The following is an 18314-nucleotide window of genomic DNA, read 5'->3' as shown; positions in this document are numbered from 1 at the left end:
AAAAGTCTATGATGATGGTGCTTCAAGTAACGCCATCATCTGTGCTTCATCAATGGTTTCATGTTCGATGAGCGCATCGGCTAACTTCATAATATCTTGCCAGTACTTAGTGACTAATACACTGGTTTTGTCTGTAGCTTCACCAATCCATTCTTGTATTGCTTGTTCAATGTCGCTTTCAAATAGCGCTGTATTCGATTGCTTGTATAGATAATTCATGTCTAGATTATACAAATTTGGGTGCATCCCAAATCTAGTGATAGCAATCCATGCGTAGTGAGTGGCTTGGGTTAAGTCGCTGCTAGCGCCGGTATCGATACCGAGTTCACCGCTATATTCAACTTGGGCAGTACGGCCAGCCAGCGCCACGCACGTCAACGCTTCCCAGTGTGCCCTAGTTTGCTTTAACTCTTGCCCAGCCTCATAAGACACCATGCCAAGCGCTCGCTCTCTGGCAATAATACTAACCTGTTCAATGTTGCGCTCTGGCATGAGCAACTTTGAAATTACCGCGTGACCGGCTTCGTGGATGGCCGTTTCGCGCAAGCGGTCCTTGTCGTTATTTTTGTTGTTAACTACACTTTTTGCACCGTATTTAATGGTATTGATTTCTTCTAGCAACATGGTGAGGGTGATGGTTTCTACCTTGTTGCGAATAGCAGTAAGTACCGCTTCACGATGAATTTTGTTTAAATCGGCACCGGTAAGGCCGGTTGTTGGCAATAGCAGCGCGTCAACATCAATGCCGTCATCATATAATGAATGAGACAGTAGCTCAGACAGTAACCATTTTCGTGCGGCTTTATCAGGCGAGGGTACCTCAAAATTCAAATCTAATCTGCCTGAGCGTGTAAGAGCCGGGTCGAGCTTATCTTTAAGGTTAGTAGCGCCAATAATAAAAATTTCGTCTTTTGAAGAAGCAAAACCATCAATTTCAACCAGTAATCTATTAACTAATGCGTCGGCATGTGGACCCATGGTACCTCGGCTAGGCAGCGCATCAATTTCATCGATAAATATTATACACGGCGCGTATTTACGGGCGCGCTCGAAAATGCTGGATATAAAAGACTCCGACAATATATCTGTGCCAGAGCAAGCAATAAATGGTAACGACGCTTCATGTGCGAAGGCTTTAGCAAGCATGGTTTTCCCCGTGCCTGGTGGGCCGTAAAGCAACATGCCCGCGGGCATAGAAACACCGAGTTCGGTAAGCGTGTTTCGCTGTTTAAGCAAGCTGGCTACTTCGCCAAGTCTAGATTTTATGTACTTATGCCCCGCAATATCTGAAAACGCGATATTGGGGAAGTCCATATTAATACCACCGCTTACTCCTACATCTTCGGTAAACACAATCTGGTTTACTTGAGGCGCATCGATAGTCACTACCAACCGCTGCGTTTGCTTTAGAGCATTAGATTCACCCGAACTGACTTTCGAATTATCTAGGGAGTTATCTAGGACACCCACACCAGTAGGGCTATTTGACCCGTCTTCATTAGGTAGAACGGCTAAGACACCCACATCAAAATTAATCGTTTGGTGTTTAAGCGCTAGCCTTCTAGGGTGCTTAATATCATCGTTTTCAGATAAAAATTGCAGTGCGCTATCACTCAACTTTACCGCTACTGATATATCCGTTCTTAGTTTGTTAGCCGCTAACCCTTCATTTGCACTATTTGAAGAAGCTTGGCGGAAAAAGTCGGTGAGCGGGTCGATAATTAAATGGGAAATACTCGATTTTATATCGCGAACATCAAACAATGGAGCAAAGTGCAGTAACAGTAATTGGCACACTTGTTCGCTTGGTGGGGTATAAGTGAGCTCATACTGCTGTGAAAAGGCTTCAATATCTTGTTTGATTTGTACCCGAGCAATATCGGTAAGTTTATCGAGCGAAAGGCGGTTAAATAAAAGAATGCTACCTTGTGAAAGTCTTGAAAGTAACTCACTTGGTATAGCTTTAACTTCTCGTTCACGCTCGAGTTTGGTCTCTTTCGCAAGATGGCTTATCAAAGCCTTTTGCCCTTGATTAGGTTGCTTTTCAAATTGGGAGAGAAACGCCTCGTTATTATAAAGTTGGGTGCCTAAATTAGACGTTAAAATAACAATGGTGTTTCTAAAATCAATCGCTTCTTCGGTATGTTCATCGGTTAGAAAGCCGGTTGAAAAAAGCTGCAGTATACTAAGCAATACTTGGCTGTGAGCTTTTTCGAATTCATCTAGCACGATAACCGACTTTGGATGTTTTCTAACAAACTGGGTTAAACGACCTGGCTCTGAATCATCGTACGTCTTTTTACCGCCCACCAAGCCAAATGCTTCATTTGCGTTAGTATACTGAGCCATATCAAACAACTTATAGCCGTAATCATCGTCGATATGGTGAGCAAAACGCTCAGCTAAATAAGTTTTTCCGGTTGCCGGTGGGCCTAAGAAAAGAAAAATACCTTTTGGACGTTGCGCTGTGTTCTGCCAATCGTTTTTTACCAAACTATCGATTAAAGCCTCAATGGCAATATCTTGCCCAAATACTTCTTGAGTGAGCTTATTCTTTAACGCTTCAAATTTACTGAGGCGCTTAACGATTGTGGGTTCGTGAGTTTTAGGGATCTCAAAAATCTTATCAAGTAGGTTACCACCCTTAAAAGCAGGCGAATCAAGAATGGTTTCGATAGTTTTAGTGACTTCATCGGTAAAAGGCACCATAGGCAGAGCTTCTACTGTATTTAGTTTTTCTACCGTCACATCATCTTTGAATTGTTGTGCAAGATCAAAATGCAGCCTAGGGGATAAGTTTTTATTTAATATTTGTTTTACGACTTTCGCTTTATCGGTATTCAAGTCGTTAAGGCATTCAGCGGCGGCTTGAATATAGGCAAGTTCAATGTGTTTAGCGCGCAATTCAACGGCAATATATTTTGCCGTGAGTAATAGGGTCTTCACCAGTAAACTTCCTTTGTATTTGATTACTGCTATACAGGTTATCTGTTCGCTGCTGGTTTTCTTGCTTTGCCAACACACTAATACGGCGAAAAACGCCGTTTTCTAGACTACGAATTGGATGCGTTATTATTCTATCTTAAGCCTGATAGTTCGGTATGTTTATCATCTTGCGATTATACAATGAAATAACTAAACAGCTTGAAAGTCAATAATTTATACTTCATATTGTGATTTTGAAAAGACTCAAATTCTTTGTAGCTCAAAACGTTTTAAGGTGTCGCCATGGATTTAATTAAAGGGATTTCAGCGCTCATCGCTGATTTTGTCGAACAACAAAATGATTGGAAGTTATCATCATCTACTCCCATCTCGATTATAAAAGCTGATAATAATTCTTCATTACCTTATACGTTAGATATCTCTGAGCGAGAAGATGACACCAGCATACGCTTGCATTTACACAGTGAAGAAAGCCTTCAAAATGTGGCTCAAGCGGTTCTTGCCAAAAATGGTGGCGATGATTACCTAAATAGTGACGGTCCTTTTCACACGCTTATTGATAGCAAAGGCTTCAGTGTATTTTGTGATGTGTCCGAGGTTAGCTTCGACCAATTTTCCGAAAACTTCGAAGGTATTGTTGGGCGTTTAGAACAAATGCTTAAGGGCGCGGTAAAGCAGGCTATTGAACTAGTATCAGCAGATGATAGCGATGCTGATACTGACGACACTGAGTCAACTGCTGGGGGTAGTTCAGCATCAAGTGATGAGGTAACTGAGAGTGCGCCGTCAGATACTGATATAAGCCAAGGTGAAGACGTATCACCGAAAGAAGCGATTATTCAATTCCTTGAAAGAAAGGAATGGAAATTTAGAGATAACAGCGAAAGGCAATCTATCGAATTAGGCATGAATTTGGATAAGTACTCTGACCATGATGGAAAGAGCCTACTGCTAATTAACATCAATTACGGGAACGATGACTTAGTTCGTTTCCAAACGCCGATGATGTACAAGTTCGACTTTGCCAAAACACCGTATTCACTTATTGCCTCAGTGATTGCATGGTATCAGTTTGAGTATAAGTTTCTCTCTATGTCGCTTGACCCGTCGGATGGCGAACTAAAAATATCTATTGATATACCTTTGGCGAAAGGCGTATTACATCATACACAGGTCGAACGTATTGTTGGATTCATGATCCAGTTTACGGAAGAGACCTTTGATGAAATGTTCGATGACCTGCTACATGCGCCTGAAGATGCTCAAAAGCGTATTGATGGAAAGATATCTGACTACCAACAAAATATTGAAGCGAAAAAATGGGTGCGACAGTTTGAAACCGACCTAGTCGGGCTAAGTGAAGAAAAACGTAGTCAATTGCAGCGGGCATTAGAGGAACTTAAAAGCGCTGAAGGTAGTAGTGACGATCAAGGTTCTAGTGATACTGGGGGAAAAGGGAATAGCAGTGAGAATTCTCCGCTGGAGGGCATTTGATGGCTAACACATCACCTTCAAAATCAAAGAGCCTGTTTAAGCATTTTTTCGAATGGCTTGATGAGGCACATGTTAGCCAGTTGACGCTATTTACCATTCTGTTCGGGTTTATTAGTTTAGTTTTCTTTTGGTTAACTCTTAAGTGGAACTTGCTACCTGAAGATCTTCTGCCTTCGCGACTCACTCAAGAAAATACGGGATTATTTGATGCGCTAGGCGGCTGGGCATTGGGTTTTGCCGGGGCTTTAGTCGCAATTCGAATTGCGGGCTTAGCTACCAATATTCAACAGAATGACTCAATTCGAGAAGAAATTATTCACTTGAATAGCTCGGTTGAGAAGATTTCCGATATTAATTCAAAGGTCACTCGCTCTATTTACGAGGCTAAACGCGCGTGTACTGCGGTTTTACTTGAGTCTGAAGACATTCTGTTTGAATTGCCTGAGCATCTATCGAATTATCACGGTCATAAACCGCCGCCAAAATCTCTAGAGCTTTCACCTGAAGTATTGAGCAACTTAATTGGTAATCTTGATGCGCTTATCTCTACTATTGAAGAAGCATCACGTGATTTTACCTTTCGTTCGTTGTTTGAGTTTGCTCGCTCCCGTCCTTTAGACAGTGGCATATTGTTATCGGAAGAAACGCAGTTAGATAATTTTTTCACGCGACAAGATACCCGCGATAATATGTTAAGTATTGTGGCTGAAGACGCTCAAATGTATGACTTCATAGAGCAACTAAATCTTTCTTCTAAAAACTTAGGGTTAGGTATTAGTCACTTAAGAAGTAAAAATATTTTGATGGAATACACTGCTGATTTGAAAAAGCTGCTTGGCTTAGTACACAGTAATGACCTTGAGTATTCAGACGCTGCCTGGCTTTTATTAGGCATGTTCTTACTACACGACAAAGTAGATGTGCAAGGGCGAACGCGGGTTTATAACACGGGTTTCCTATTGATAAGTTTAGTACTAGGAAGCCTACCAAATAGGGTATTACTCAAAAAGTATTTGGAAGCTAAGCTTGAAGAAACCAGCATGGAATATACGCGAAGTGGTAAAAAGCGGCTAGAAGGTGAGGTAGCCAAACTTTCAGAGCAACTTTATTATTTACGCGGCGCAGAAGTGGATGGCCCGCTTTCTCATGACCCCAAACTTAAGACACCCACAGTAAATTCTGGTTCGGGAAATAATAAACCTGAGAAGAAACCTGGGACACCCACATTTAATTCTAATTTGGGAAGTGCTGATAATGGAAACTCTTCAGATTTAGCCGATGTGATTAGTTTATTTAAAACATGCGCAAATAAAACGGATGTCCTGAGGGTGAAGTCAAAAGTCACCGGGTTGAATCAAACTGTTTATAATAATAAATATGAAGATAGCCACAGCGCTTCAAACTCTAAATCTGGAGATAATGGAAAAGAGGGGGCAAAGTCTGTAGAAAGTACTAATTGATGGTATTAGTCTCGTTCAGACTTTTGAATTTGTAAGCGAACCTTAGACATCCACAGTGTGTCGAGCAAAGCCTAAAACTGAGACACCCACCCTAGGTTTACTACAAATGAATCAAGACTGTGGGTGTCTAATGCTACTATTTCAAAATGATTTCACGGAACATATATTCCCCAGTCAAGGTACGGATTTTTGGGTATCCTGCGCTGAGTTCTTCAGACATAGTTTGATTGTCTTCCCCCCACTTTTTCATAAAGGCTTCATATTTTTTCTTACTGGGCTCCAAATCAGAAAGTTTCTCGTAGGTAACGACCAATAGCATATTGAAGTCACCAGTTAAGGGGAGTTCACTTGCGTATATTTTCCAGTCTTTGATGTAACCCATATCTTTTTGAATTTGGACAGCTTTTGCCCAAGATTGCTTTAGTCCAGCTAAATACATGTCTTCCATGTTGGGGTCGACTTTAACCATGGTCATCGAAACAAGCTCGGTACCAATATCAAAATCTTCATAGACATCAAGACGATCTTTGGCTTGTAGGTTTGTACAAACGCCAATTAGCGTAAGGACTAAAAGTATAATTTTCATTCATTATCTCCTGATAATATTGAAGTGAAGTAATGCCCCCTACTTCAAACTCCAAGAGACTCACGGAGTGTAACATTTTTTTCACATCGTGGTTAAATTTTGTACATAGCATCTTTTTGCTTCAATCTAAGAGCGAACATCTAGGTAAAGATTCAATAACTAGACACCCATATTTCTGCAACAATATAGGGCATTTATCTATTTAAGTTTTTTAGAAAACATCATTACCTCTCTTTAATGAAAGCGACTTATAAATGAGGTTGGATACATTACGTATATCGCTTGTATCTATTAGTTGAAATCTAGCGTTTTTATAAAATTGAACGTACGCTTGGTTACTATTAGAAGAGTAGCTCTGAGGGGAGGGGGCCTTTTAGGTTGCTGCAGTAAGTTAAGCTATTTCCAGTATTTTTTGCCTCCTTATAGCTATTGAAAGACTAATTGACGATGAAAACTGTGTTTCAATTCCTCGGCACATACCTTCCCAGTCAATATTTTGTAGACCAGTGCGAACGAGAATAGGCGAGTGAATATTGGAAATATAACCGTTTTGATCTGAACGGATTTTTTTTCCCAATTTATCGACGAGCTCAAGGTAATCATCGAGAAGAAAAGGGAGCCCCTTAAGTGCATTCCCACTACCTGAAAAAGGTTGTAAATACTGAGGTTGCTTTCCAATCTTAGCTGCAGAAACTCTTTTTTTGATACTAGTGAAATCAGATTGCTCTGGGGTTTGCGATAAACCTACACGCAACGGATTTAAATCAACATATGCCATACAGGCTGCCAGGGCAGCTTCATCAAGTAATGATTGAGATTTAAACCGACCCTCCCAAAAACGTCCGGTACATTCGTCTTCTTTGTTTGCTAAACGCGCAATAAACTCATTTAAAAGCCGCATAAACCAACTGATATCGTGCAACCTTTGGCGATATATATTTGCAGTTGCTATTACGGATTCTATTTGAGCGTCCGAAAGCAAGCTACGCTGTTTAGCTTGCATATATTGACGGGTTAAGTTTGTGCCTTTGTGAAGCGTATGCCATCGTTTCAATACTTCGTGAGTAGTCCACGATAAGGCTTCATCTCTGTCGACATGCAAAACGACGTGTGTGTGGTTGCTCATCACCGCATAGGCGCAAACATTAATAGCGAATATGCTGCCTAGTTTGATTAGCCTGGCTTCAACCCACTGACGGCGATGCTCGTAGCTCTTTTTGCTGTAATGGTCTTCACCACACAGGAACGCTCTGCGCACGCACCGCGAAATACAATGGTAGTAAGGGGTATCTTGTAAGCAGATGAGCGATTTTCGAGGGCGAGGCATAGCCTAAACTCAGTGATTTATAAGTTTCACAATAGTGCCGTTTAAATAAATATTAATATACTGATCTTGTGGCGGGTTTGTGTGGCTGTCCAAGCCTAAGTTGTCCAAGCCTAAGTTGCTACTGTAAGCGAGGCATCGAATATGAAATTCGGTGGGTGTCTAAGTTTTGGTTCAATAAAGTGAATACAGCTTAACAATATAAAACAAAGAAGCCCCTAAAAGGGGCTTCTTTGTTAGTTTATCTGCTACGAAATACTACTCCGCCAATGCATCGGGTTCAGGAGGAGTGGGGGCTTTTATGACAGGTGCGTTAGCAGCTGTACCGGTTAATATTTCGCTTTTACCAGTAAGTAGGTCATCAAGTGTGCCACTTTCACTGTTCACCAAACCGACTTCACGGAGCATGGCGTCCACTACAGGCGCATTCGCTCGGTAACTTAAAGCTGCTTGTGTAACCTGGTCTGCTAAGCCGCTACCTGTAGCAACGGTTTGGCCACTACCAGATTGACCGTTCCCTTGACCGTAGCCTTGAAGAATTTTAATTCCTTCGATGTTCTCAAGAGGCTTAACTGCTTGGGCGATAAGCTCAGGTAAAACTTCCATCATAGCTAGCGATTTTTGAAGTTCGATCTGTTCATCTTTAAGTGTGTTTTCTGCTTCATAAAGTGCTTGTTTACCTGCGGCTTCTACGGCAAGCACTTTCTCGTCCGCTTCAGCTTGTAGCATTTTCGCATCGGCGCTGGCTTTTGCTTCCGTTAAAATGGCTTCAGCAGTATTTTCAGCCGCTTCTTTTTTCGCAGCCGCTTCTACAGTAATGTTCACCGCATCACGTTCCGCTTCTTTTTGCGCATCAATGACTTCAATTTGCTTCTTACGTTCTGCGTCGGCCACCAATTTAGCAGTAATAACCGCTTCTTCTTTTTCTACTTTGGTTTTCTCAGCTTCAGCAGCTTTTGCGCGAGCCGCCGATTCTTCTTCAGACTTATTAGCAACTGCAATTTGTTTTACTTGCTCGGCAACTTCAACTTCCTGCTGTTGACGAATACGAGCTTGCTCAAGGGCTTGGCTCTTTGCAATTTCTTGGGTTTCTATTTCGCGAGACTTTTCAATTTCAGCCGCTTCGATAGCGCGATTTTTAGCAATTTCTGCTTCGCGCTCTTCACGCTCTTTCATTTCACGCTGCTTTGAGATTTCCGCTTTTTGCTCTTGGCGCTTAAATGCTAGGGTTTGCTCCTGCATCAAGCGAGCTTCTTCTTCATCGCGCTTTACTTCTAAAGACTGCTTTTCAGCAGCCAAGTTACGTTGTTCAATAAGGATACGATTCTCTTGCTGGATATCATTGGTTTCTTTGCGTTTTTCTTCAATAATTTTAGCAAGACGAGCACGACCTTCAGCATCGAATGCGTTGTTTTCATTGAAAAATTCAAGGTCAGTTTGATCGAAGCCGGTTAAACTAACTGATTCCAGCTCCAAACCGTTCTTTTCCAAATCGTTAGCCACACTCTGTTGTACTTTTTGTACGAAATCGGCACGTTGCTCATGCATTTCGGTCATGGTCATCTCGGCTGCCACGGCGCGAAGCACGTCAACAAACTTAGACTCCATCAGTTTTTTAACTTCTTCAGCTCGGGTTGTACGCGTACCTAAAGTTTGCGCAGCCATAGAAATTCCGGCTGAATTAGGCGCTACGCGTAGGTAGAAGTCAGCTTTAACATCAACGCGCATTCTGTCTTTCGTTATAAGCGCATCTTTCTGCGTTTTTTCCACTTCTATACGCAGTGTGTTCATATTGACAGGAATAATTTCATGTACAACAGGGAGCACAATCGCGCCACCATCTTTGATGACTTTTTCACCACCAAGCCCAGTTCTAACAAAGGCGGTTTCTTTGGTCGCTCGAGTGTACAGTTTGGCAAAAATAAGCCCAATAGTGATAAGGGCTACTACAATAATACCTGCAATAAATAGCAATGAAGGTAAGTTTGATGTTTGAAGGGTTTCCATACTCAGTCTCTTATTTATTATTGATAACGGGTGGCTAACCAGCTGTGGGTGGTTTTCTTAACAAGGATAACGCGCTCACCTTGTTTGAAGAGTTCATTGTCTTCAAAAGGTTCGACTAAAACATAGTGGGGCTGTGCATAATCATCGGTGAATTTAGCTTCTGCAGGATTTCCCTTCGATGCAATCCCAATAGTTATATGTGCTACCGCACCTATAAAGTCGTCGTTTTGAATAGCAGAAGTTTGAAATTTTGGAATGACAGCCGCTATTATCACACTGACTTTCGATGTGAGTAAGGTGCCGACAATCGCGGAAAAAGGGAGCGTTACCCAAACGGGGAGGGTGATATTAGCAATAGATTGGGTGGCAAAATTAGTCACAAACCCAAGTAAACCGAAAATGGTTAAAAGCACCACCAGCCATATTAGTAGCGGGACTCTATCTAAATTGAGCCAGCTCCCAAAACTAAGAATAGAACTACTTTCTACATCTATATTTGAGTTAGGCATATCGTCAAGCAAACCAACCATGCTTATGCCAAAAACAAGCCCCACAATTTCTATAATAAATAGAATGGCTACCGTGGCTAACGCGATACTAAACCAAAAATTCGCATCGCTCAGCAAAATATCTAACATTTACACCGTCCCTGATGATGTTTTTATTAACCTTTTTATATCACATTCTGTTTATATATCCAGTGAAAAACGACCAAACTAGGGACAGTTTTATATGATAAACCTAAAGTTTAATGACGGTGACCTTCACCTATCGCATTCCCATTTTGGTCGTAAAATCCGCTAGCGCCTGCTTCTATAAACCCTTGATTTACCATATTGGTTAAAAATGGATCGGTATGATCATCGCCAATGTCAGCATAATCGGTAGCTTTGTATTTATCACGACTTTCAAAAAAAGCTTCTAAGTTTACATTGTCGTCAACTGAAACTAATGACCACTCTCGGGTAGTATTCTTTTCATTAACACGAAACTGTTGGATTAGTTTTAACTCAGGTAGCCAAGCGAGCGTCATATCCACTTTGCTATTTTGATAAGTTAAATACTCAATTCTCATACAACCTTTGCCTTCAGAACGCTCTAAAGTCATTTTGTTTAGCAATGTATTGCTAATTAACTGATAACGAAATGAAAAGTCTTTTTCTACTCGGCCGTGAATACTTTCGCCTGGCTGATATTCAATAGCGCGTTCGTGCTTATCAAAATAACGAACAGGCTTGATTAGCTTGTTTCGCACCATCGTCCAAGTTTCAGTAATGCCAACCTGTGGGTACTGATGAGCAACCTTATTGTTATAGCGTAAAAGCGAAATTTCCGTGCTATTGCCGGGAGTGAATCCGCGGCGGGTAGTGACGGTATAGTCAGCTTTCAGGTTGCCCGCTTCAAGTTCGCATTTTGTGTGGGTGTCCAAATTATTCTTCGCCAGATTATTAGCATCCAGAATACTAGTTGTGCGGGTGTCCACCTTGCTGGAGTGGGTGTCCAATTCCGTGGTAACAGACGTTGCGTGGCTAGGCGCGATAGTTAGTAGGGCTGAAATAACATACGTGGCTAAAGCTAACGAGGGTAAAACTAGGTTCTTCATGTATATAAAACTCCGAAATAAGGGAGCGTAAACGCTCCCTTATGAACTTACGGTAAACGTAATTTTTTATTCCACTACGGCGTCTGCTTGGGTAACGATGTCACCCGCGAAGTCCATAATATGGAAGATCACGCTTTGTTCGTTTGTACCATTTACTAAGAAAGCGCCAGGGCCCTTAGCATGAATACTCACGTCTTCTCCTGAGTGAGTTTCTGAGCCCATTGGAACTAACGCTTCTTGGTGATAACCAGGGGTCGTGGTGTCGATATCAGTAAGGTCTTTGCGACCAGTATCGTACGCTGTAGCGTAACTCGCATCTGAATTGGTTTCGTCTCCAAGGTTTCTGAAGCCAAGACCATTTGTGTAACCCAATGTGGTATAGGGTGTACCATCAGACGCGGTAGCGGCTTCATCAGCGCCAACATTTACCACTTTACCTAATATAGGATTACCACGTTTAGGGTAGCCTGCAATGGTAAACACATGGCCGTGGTCAGCAGTAACAATAATAAGTGTATCTTCATCGTTAGTCAGCTCGTCAGCCATAGCAACAGCGTCAGCAAAGGCTAAGGTGTCGTATAATGCACCATAAGCATTGCCGGCGTGGTGAGCATGGTCAATACGGCCCGATTCAACCATAAGGAAGAAGCCTTCATCGTTGTTATCAAGAATATTGATAGCCGCTTCAGTCATTTCTGCCACCGAAGGCTCACCAGCAATATCGTTGCCGCGATCAGCTTCATACTGCATGTGCGATTCATTAAACAAACCAAATACGCGTTCGGTCGTTTCAGTATCTAAGCCGTCGAAACCAGATTGGTCAACGATATAAACACCATTCTCATACATATCTTGCCATTCTGCGGTAAGGTCACGACCATCCGTTCTATCACCTTCAACTTCGCTTGCAGCATCTATACTATTAAATGCAGCATCATTGGGAAGAAAGTGGCGGCGGCCGCCGCCCATGACTACTTCTAAGCCATCAACGTCTAAGCCTTCATAGTTAGCTTCTAAGTTAGTTTCGAAGTTTACTAGCTGATCGGCAATATCAGGGCAGCCAGCAGTAACGGCATCTTCAGGCATATCAGATACATCTTCCCAGTTACGATCTGCCGACTTGGCGTAGGTAGCGGCTGGCGTAGCATGAGTAATACGAGCAGTAGATATAATACCGGTAGATTTACCCGCTATTTCTGCAAGTTCTAATGCGGTTACGAGTTCGTTGCCAGCAACCGTGCTGCATTCGCCTCGCTCAATATCTTCATCAACACCAATAACACCTACGTCGGTTTTTACACCACTAACCATGGCTGTCATGGTGCCAGCAGAGTCTGGGGTTTGTGCATCAACGTTATACGTTTTAGACAATCCAGAGAATGGGAATTTACCAAAGCTAAGCTGGTTTTCTTCGCCATCAAGCCCTTTCAATTGGCCATCTAGAATTCGTGCGGCTGTGATGGTTGAAATGCCCATGCCATCACCGACGAATAGAATAACGTTTTTCGCTTTACCGCGAAGGTCGGCTACCATAGCCTGTAATTCTTCATCGTTAGCTACTTGAGCTACTTCAATGTTAGCGTTAGATATGCTGGCTGAGGTGCCGGTCGCATCCATCCACACTTGCTTGTTGTTTTCCACTTCTGCACTGGCGGCTATAAACCAGTCGTTGTTTAAAGTAGTAAGTAGCTCACCGGTTGCAACTTCAGAACTGCCTGGAGAACAAACGTAGCTTGTATCGGTAATCTCGTCGCTACCTAAGGTGCCATCTGCATTGGTATCTAGACCAGAATCAAACTGTACACCGCTATTCGGGCAGTTTGTATCGCCTACCGCTAATGCTGTTTGCACGGTTAAGCTATTAAGACCGTTTGAACCATCAACACCTGCTGCGCCATCGTTTCCGTCATCGCCTTCAAGAGAGCAGGCGGTTAGGCCGGCAACTGCTAATGCAACAATACTCAATTTAAAAAGTTTCATTGTTCTTCTCCACTTATTCGTTTATCAGGCCAAGGGCTTGGTTGATTAGGTGGAAAACAACATTTTGTTCTATCACACCTTGTGCTAATTGACTTCCTGGTCCAGTTGCGTGTAATGCTATATCTTCACCAGAGTGTGTTTCAGATCCAAGTGGAATAAGTGCTTCTTGGTGATAACCGGCGGTAGTGGTATCTACATTGGTTAAGTCCATACGACCTGCCGCATTATCGTAGTTGTAACCTTCATCAGAATCGGTTTCTGTTCCAAGGTCACGAAAACCTAAGCCGTTGGTGTAACCTAATGTGGTATAAGGCGTGCCGTCAGACGCTGTAGCAGGTTCTTCTGCTCCAACATTAACCACTTTACCTAAAATGGGATTACCGCGTTTTGGGTAGCCTGCAATAGTAAATACATGGCCGTGATCAGCCGTTACTAAGATAAGTGTTTCAGATGGATCTGTGTTTTCATAAGCGGCCATAACAGCGGCTTCAAACGCCAAAGTATCTGTAAGTGCACCGGCTGCATTGCCAGCATGGTGGGCATGGTCAATTCGGCCAGACTCAACCATTAAGAAGAAACCAGCGTCGTTGTTATCTAAGATGTTTACCGCAGCTTCGGTCATTTCAGCAATAGATGGCTCGCCCGCTACGTCATTGGCGCGGTCTGCTTCGTACTGCATGTGTGACTCGTTGAACAAAGCAAAAACCCGTTCAGTCGATTCAGTGTCTAAAGTGTCGAAGCCTGCTTGGTCAACAATATAAACACCATTTTCATACATCTGCTGCCATTCTGACGTAAGGTCTCGGTCGTCTGTACGATCGCCTTCTACTTCGCTAACTGCATCAGCGCTATTAAAAGACGCGTCTTTAGGTAAGAAGTGACGACGGCCACCGCCCATAACCACTTCAATACCGTCTACATCAACACCTGTATATCTGCCTTCTAGGAAGCTCTCAAAATTTACTAACTGATCGGCAATATCAATACAGCCAGCCGCAGCAGCCTCTTCTGGCATATCTGAAATATCTTCCCAGTTACGATCAGCTGACTTAGCGTAAGTGGCCGCAGGCGTAGCGTGTGTAATACGTGCAGTCGATATAATACCAGTCGCTAACCCTTTAATTTCAGCAAGTTCAAGTGCAGTAATAACTTCATTGCCAGCAACGGTGGCGCATTCACCGCGTTCAATATCTTCGTCAACGCCAATAACACCCACATCCGTTTTTAGGCCCGACATCATCGCTGTCATCGTACCTGCTGAATCTGGAGTTTGTGCATCAACATTGTAGGTTTTAACTAACGCCGTGTGAGGGAAGGTTTCAAATGCCAAGTAACCTTCTTCGCCCAAACCGCCTTCAAGCTGCCCTTTGTGGATGCGCGCAGAAGTAAGCGTAGAAACCCCCATTCCGTCGCCTACAAATAAAATCACGTTTTTGGCTTTGAACTGGTTGTTTGTCACTAGTTTTTCAGTAAGTTTGCTTTGCGCATCTGAATACCATGCGTTATCTGTTTGGTGTTCGGGTAAAACAGCTGCTTGCAAACCAGATGAAGCAACCAGTGCAAGAGCACTAAGCTTCGTTTTCCAAGTACGATTCATCGTCGTTCCCTACATTGAATTTAAATTGTGATGGTCAGTTTTATTGTTAATTAGTACGCAAATTGCCAAATGAAATTGATTCTCGTTATCATTTAAGTGCGCTATTTTCAACGATATATCGTGAAAGTGACGTTTATTTGACAGATTTTTGAACGGGCTTTAACAAAGCAACTAATAGGTACAAGATTTAAGAGAAGGAGGGCAAGACTATTTGTAAATTATCTTTACAAATTAGGGTGTTAGAAAAGCATGTTTAAAAGACAAATAATAAAGTTAAATTTATGAAATTTTTAGTATGACAGGAAGCTAAGTATCAGATATTGCTACTTAAAAGTGTGATGTTGTAACATAACATCGGAGTGTGACACACACAATGTGCTGCCTTGATCATACCAGTCACCTAACACGATTCTGGTAGCAGGTTTGCCATTGGCGGTAAGAGAATGGATGTTAGGGCGGTGTGTGTGTCCATGAATTAAGCGTTGGACCTTATGCTGCTCCATAACCTTAACCACTTCTGTAGGTGTCACATCCATAATGTCTGGCTTAAGGTGCTTTTGGTTCTCTTTACTTTCCGCTCGACCATTTCTTGCAACGCGGCGCCTGTACCATAAAGGCAAGGCTAGCATTAGCCTAGGCCACCACCAACCGCGAGATTTCTTTCTGAATTTTTGATAGGCCACATCGTTAGTGCAAAGCTCGTCGCCGTGGGTGATAAGTGTGGGTGTCCCGTATAGGTCAATAACGGTGGGTTCGTTGATAAGTGTCATTCCCGCTTTATTTGTCCAGCCTTCGCGTATGGCAAAATCGCGATTGCCATGCATGAAATAGATAGGCACATGTTGGCTTAAGGTCTTAAATGCCTCTGCAATAGCGGTATTAAATGGGGTAACGTCATCATCGCCAATCCATACTTCAAATAAATCGCCCAACACATATAAGGCATCGGCTTCCTTTGCATCGCTTTCTAAAAATTGCATTAGGCACGCTGTAATGTCAGGTCGGTCTGCACTTAGGTGTAAATCAGCAATGAAGTAGGTAAATGACATAGAAATGGACAACTTTGAAAGGTGTTTCGAAAAGAAGAGGCCGCTTTGAATGAGTACGGCCTTTGCTTAAGATGTAGCGATAGTGAGCATTTAAGGTTTTAAATGCTCACTTAACAGAACTAAGCTACAACCGCTTTTTCAATAACAACTGGCTCTACAGGTACATCTTGATGATAACCGCTTGAACCGGTTTTAACGCTTTTGATTTTCTCAACTACGTCCATACCGTCGGTAACTTTACCGAATGCACAGTAGCCCCAACCATTCACTGATTCGCTTGTGTGGTTAAGGAAGCTGTTGTTACCCACGTTGATGAAGAACTGCGCAGTTGCTGAATGCGGATCATTAGTACGTGCCATTGCAATAGTACCAATCTCGTTAGCAACGCCGTTGTTTGCTTCATTTTCAATAGTATCTTTGGTGTCTTTCTGATCCATATCTGCAGTGAAACCACCACCTTGAATCATGAAACCGTCAATCACACGGTGAAAAATAGTGTCATCGTAAAAACCTTCTTTAACATAAGCTAGAAAGTTTTCTACAGTTTTAGGGGCTTTGTCTTCAAATAATTCTAGGGTGATGTCACCAAAGTTTGTTTTGAGAGTAACCATTTCTTCGTGTCCTGCCTTTAAATAAGTAAATACCCAGTAATATTACCGCATAACCAGCCATGCGGGGAAGTAGCGATGCTAAAAAGCATCGCAAAATCTTACCATTTGGCCACATACAGTGCTAAACTTTGCGGCCATTTTGATACTTAGGAATTCACTTTATGCTACACCTTTACAATACCCGTACCCGTGACAAGGCTAAATTCGTGCCGCTTCAAGAAGGGAAGGTGGGCTTGTATGTGTGTGGTATTACCGTGTACGACCTAAGCCATATGGGGCATGCTCGCACTTACCTTAGTTTCGACATACTTGTTCGATACCTGCGTCATTTGGGTTTTGAGGTGAAATACGTTCGTAATATCACAGATATTGACGACAAAATTATTGCCCGTGCTAATGAAAACGGTGAAACTTTTGAAGCGTTAACTAAGCGTACCATAGGCATGATGCATGAAGACTTTGCGGCTATCAATTTACTTGAGCCAGACGTAGAGCCGACCGTTAGTGGGCATATGGATGAGATCATCGATATAATTAAGATATTGATGGATAAAGGTTTTGCATATCAGGCCTCAAATGGCGATGTATTATTTGATGTAAGCAAATTCCCTGAATATGGCAAGTTGAGTAAGCAAGACTTAGATCAGCTTCAATCTGGATCCCGTGTTGAAGTAAAATCGGACAAAGATGACCCGCTAGATTTTGTATTATGGAAGCCCGCTAAAGCCGGTGAGCCTGCATGGCAATCGCCGTGGGGTGAAGGCCGCCCTGGTTGGCATATTGAATGTTCTGCCATGAACAAAAAGCATTTGGGCGCACATTTTGATATTCATGGCGGCGGTTCAGACCTTACTTTTCCGCATCATGAAAATGAAGTGGCACAGTCATGCTGCGCATTTGATACACCGTACGTAAACGTATGGATGCACGCAGGTATGGTGCAAGTAGACGATGAGAAAATGTCTAAGTCGTTAGGTAACTTTTTTACCCTTCGTGACGTATTGCAAGAGCACGATGCTGAAACCTTGCGCTTCTTCTTAATGTCGGCACATTACCGTAGCCAGTTAAGTTACTCGCAAGATAACATTACCCAAGCAAAAGCGGCATTAGAGCGTTTATACACTGCGCTTCGCGGTGTAACAGTAGATGAATCTACCGACCTTAGCTACGGCGGTTATTTAGCGCGTTTTGAAACCGCCATGAATGACGATTTAAACGTACCTGAAGCATTTTCAGTATTGTTTGATGTGGCGCGTGAAATAAACCGTAATAAAGATAATGCCGAAGAAGCGAGTAAATTAGCGGCGGTGCTTAAAGGTTTAGGTGCTATTTTGGGCATGTTGCAAAGCGACCCAGATGCTTATCTTAAAGGCGGCAGCGAAAACGACGATGAAGCCGCTGAAATAGAAGCGTTGATAAAACAGCGTAACGATGCGCGTGCAGCTAAAGATTGGGCTGCAGCGGATGCTGCGAGAGATGCACTTAACGCTAAGAATATAGTGTTAGAAGATGGGCCTGCAGGTACGACTTGGCGCAGAGGGTAGGCGCATAAGCTAGTCGAAAACACATCGAGATACTTGAAAGGTCAGCTAGATAGCTGGCCTTTTTTATGCCAAAGCTTCGTGCTAACAAACGTTGGACTGTTATTTTAGAAATT

The 18314-nt window shown here is 42.6% G+C and carries 13 protein-coding genes; 3 read left to right on the top strand and 10 right to left on the bottom strand.

Annotation, left to right across the window (positions count from 1 at the left end):
- Nucleotides 1–6: 6 nt before the first annotated feature.
- Nucleotides 7–2946, bottom strand: a complete 2940-nt coding sequence (locus ALT761_RS12710) for an AAA family ATPase (protein WP_129739195.1) — start codon at nt 2944–2946, stop codon at nt 7–9.
- A 282-nt stretch (nt 2947–3228) separates the two neighbouring features.
- On the opposite strand from ALT761_RS12710, the gene ALT761_RS12705 reads away from it, so the two are divergent.
- Together ALT761_RS12705 and ALT761_RS12700 are read left to right on the top strand one after the other, a co-directional pair.
- Nucleotides 3229–4440, top strand: a complete 1212-nt coding sequence (locus tag ALT761_RS12705) for a hypothetical protein (protein WP_129739193.1) — start codon at nt 3229–3231, stop codon at nt 4438–4440.
- Nucleotides 4440–5900: a hypothetical protein gene (locus ALT761_RS12700; RefSeq protein ID WP_129739191.1), complete on the top strand. Its 1461-nt coding sequence runs from the start codon at nt 4440–4442 to the stop codon at nt 5898–5900. The genes ALT761_RS12705 and ALT761_RS12700 overlap by 1 nt, the downstream gene beginning before the upstream one ends.
- 136 nt (nt 5901–6036) lie before the next feature.
- Here the strand turns inward: ALT761_RS12700 and ALT761_RS12695 are convergent, their stop codons facing one another.
- The 9 genes from ALT761_RS12695 to ALT761_RS12655 all read right to left on the bottom strand — a co-directional run bounded on the left by ALT761_RS12695 (nt 6037) and on the right by ALT761_RS12655 (nt 16657).
- Nucleotides 6037–6486: a hypothetical protein gene (locus ALT761_RS12695; RefSeq protein WP_129739189.1), complete on the bottom strand. Its 450-nt coding sequence runs from the start codon at nt 6484–6486 to the stop codon at nt 6037–6039.
- Nucleotides 6487–6877: 391 nt separating this feature from the next.
- On the bottom strand, nt 6878–7813 hold the full coding sequence (locus tag ALT761_RS12690) for a transposase (protein WP_129739187.1): 936 nt from the start codon (nt 7811–7813) through the stop codon (nt 6878–6880).
- 255 nt (nt 7814–8068) lie between these two features.
- Complete coding sequence (locus ALT761_RS12685; RefSeq protein ID WP_129739185.1) at nt 8069–9817, bottom strand: flotillin family protein; 1749 nt, start codon at nt 9815–9817, stop codon at nt 8069–8071.
- 17 nt (nt 9818–9834) lie between these two features.
- Nucleotides 9835–10455 carry an OB-fold-containig protein gene (locus ALT761_RS12680; protein WP_129739183.1) on the bottom strand — a complete coding sequence of 207 codons (621 nt, stop codon included), beginning with the start codon at nt 10453–10455 and terminating at the stop codon, nt 9835–9837.
- 110 nt (nt 10456–10565) lie between these two features.
- Nucleotides 10566–11420: a hypothetical protein gene (locus tag ALT761_RS12675; protein ID WP_129739181.1), complete on the bottom strand. Its 855-nt coding sequence runs from the start codon at nt 11418–11420 to the stop codon at nt 10566–10568.
- 66 nt (nt 11421–11486) lie between these two features.
- Nucleotides 11487–13400, bottom strand: a complete 1914-nt coding sequence (locus ALT761_RS12670; RefSeq protein WP_129739179.1) for an alkaline phosphatase — start codon at nt 13398–13400, stop codon at nt 11487–11489.
- A gap of 13 nt (nt 13401–13413) precedes the next feature.
- On the bottom strand, nt 13414–14997 hold the full coding sequence (locus ALT761_RS12665; protein WP_129739177.1) for an alkaline phosphatase: 1584 nt from the start codon (nt 14995–14997) through the stop codon (nt 13414–13416).
- Nucleotides 14998–15320: 323 nt separating this feature from the next.
- Nucleotides 15321–16046, bottom strand: a complete 726-nt coding sequence (lpxH, locus tag ALT761_RS12660) for a UDP-2,3-diacylglucosamine diphosphatase (protein ID WP_129739175.1) — start codon at nt 16044–16046, stop codon at nt 15321–15323.
- Nucleotides 16047–16165: 119 nt separating this feature from the next.
- The gene (locus tag ALT761_RS12655; protein ID WP_013783527.1) at nt 16166–16657 is read right to left on the bottom strand and encodes a peptidylprolyl isomerase; all 492 of its coding nucleotides are present in this window, start codon (nt 16655–16657) and stop codon (nt 16166–16168) included.
- A gap of 161 nt (nt 16658–16818) precedes the next feature.
- Here ALT761_RS12655 and cysS point away from each other — a divergent pair, with 161 nt between their 5' ends.
- Nucleotides 16819–18201, top strand: coding sequence for a cysteine--tRNA ligase (gene cysS / locus ALT761_RS12650; protein ID WP_129739173.1), 1383 nt, complete (start codon nt 16819–16821; stop codon nt 18199–18201).
- Nucleotides 18202–18314 lie beyond the last annotated feature (113 nt).

It is taken from the genome of Alteromonas sp. 76-1 (assembly GCF_900654235.1).
Taxonomy (GTDB): domain Bacteria; phylum Pseudomonadota; class Gammaproteobacteria; order Enterobacterales; family Alteromonadaceae; genus Alteromonas; species Alteromonas naphthalenivorans.
This window is presented reverse-complemented; position numbering and strand designations above follow the sequence as displayed.

Excerpts from the sequence above, each read along its gene's own strand:
- ALT761_RS12670 (WP_129739179.1), bottom strand. The coding sequence starts at position 13,400 with ATGAAACTTTTTAAATTGAGTATTGTTGCATTAGCAGTTGCCGGCCTA.
- ALT761_RS12665 (WP_129739177.1), bottom strand. The coding sequence starts at position 14,997 with ATGAATCGTACTTGGAAAACGAAGCTTAGTGCTCTTGCACTGGTTGCT.
- ALT761_RS12680 (WP_129739183.1), bottom strand. The coding sequence starts at position 10,455 with ATGTTAGATATTTTGCTGAGCGATGCGAATTTTTGGTTTAGTATCGCG.
- lpxH (WP_129739175.1), bottom strand. The coding sequence starts at position 16,046 with ATGTCATTTACCTACTTCATTGCTGATTTACACCTAAGTGCAGACCGA.
- ALT761_RS12655 (WP_013783527.1), bottom strand. The coding sequence starts at position 16,657 with ATGGTTACTCTCAAAACAAACTTTGGTGACATCACCCTAGAATTATTT.
- cysS (WP_129739173.1), top strand. The coding sequence starts at position 16,819 with ATGCTACACCTTTACAATACCCGTACCCGTGACAAGGCTAAATTCGTG.
- ALT761_RS12705 (WP_129739193.1), top strand. The coding sequence starts at position 3,229 with ATGGATTTAATTAAAGGGATTTCAGCGCTCATCGCTGATTTTGTCGAA.
- ALT761_RS12700 (WP_129739191.1), top strand. The coding sequence starts at position 4,440 with ATGGCTAACACATCACCTTCAAAATCAAAGAGCCTGTTTAAGCATTTT.
- ALT761_RS12685 (WP_129739185.1), bottom strand. The coding sequence starts at position 9,817 with ATGGAAACCCTTCAAACATCAAACTTACCTTCATTGCTATTTATTGCA.
- ALT761_RS12690 (WP_129739187.1), bottom strand. The coding sequence starts at position 7,813 with ATGCCTCGCCCTCGAAAATCGCTCATCTGCTTACAAGATACCCCTTAC.
- ALT761_RS12675 (WP_129739181.1), bottom strand. The coding sequence starts at position 11,420 with ATGAAGAACCTAGTTTTACCCTCGTTAGCTTTAGCCACGTATGTTATT.
- ALT761_RS12695 (WP_129739189.1), bottom strand. The coding sequence starts at position 6,486 with ATGAAAATTATACTTTTAGTCCTTACGCTAATTGGCGTTTGTACAAAC.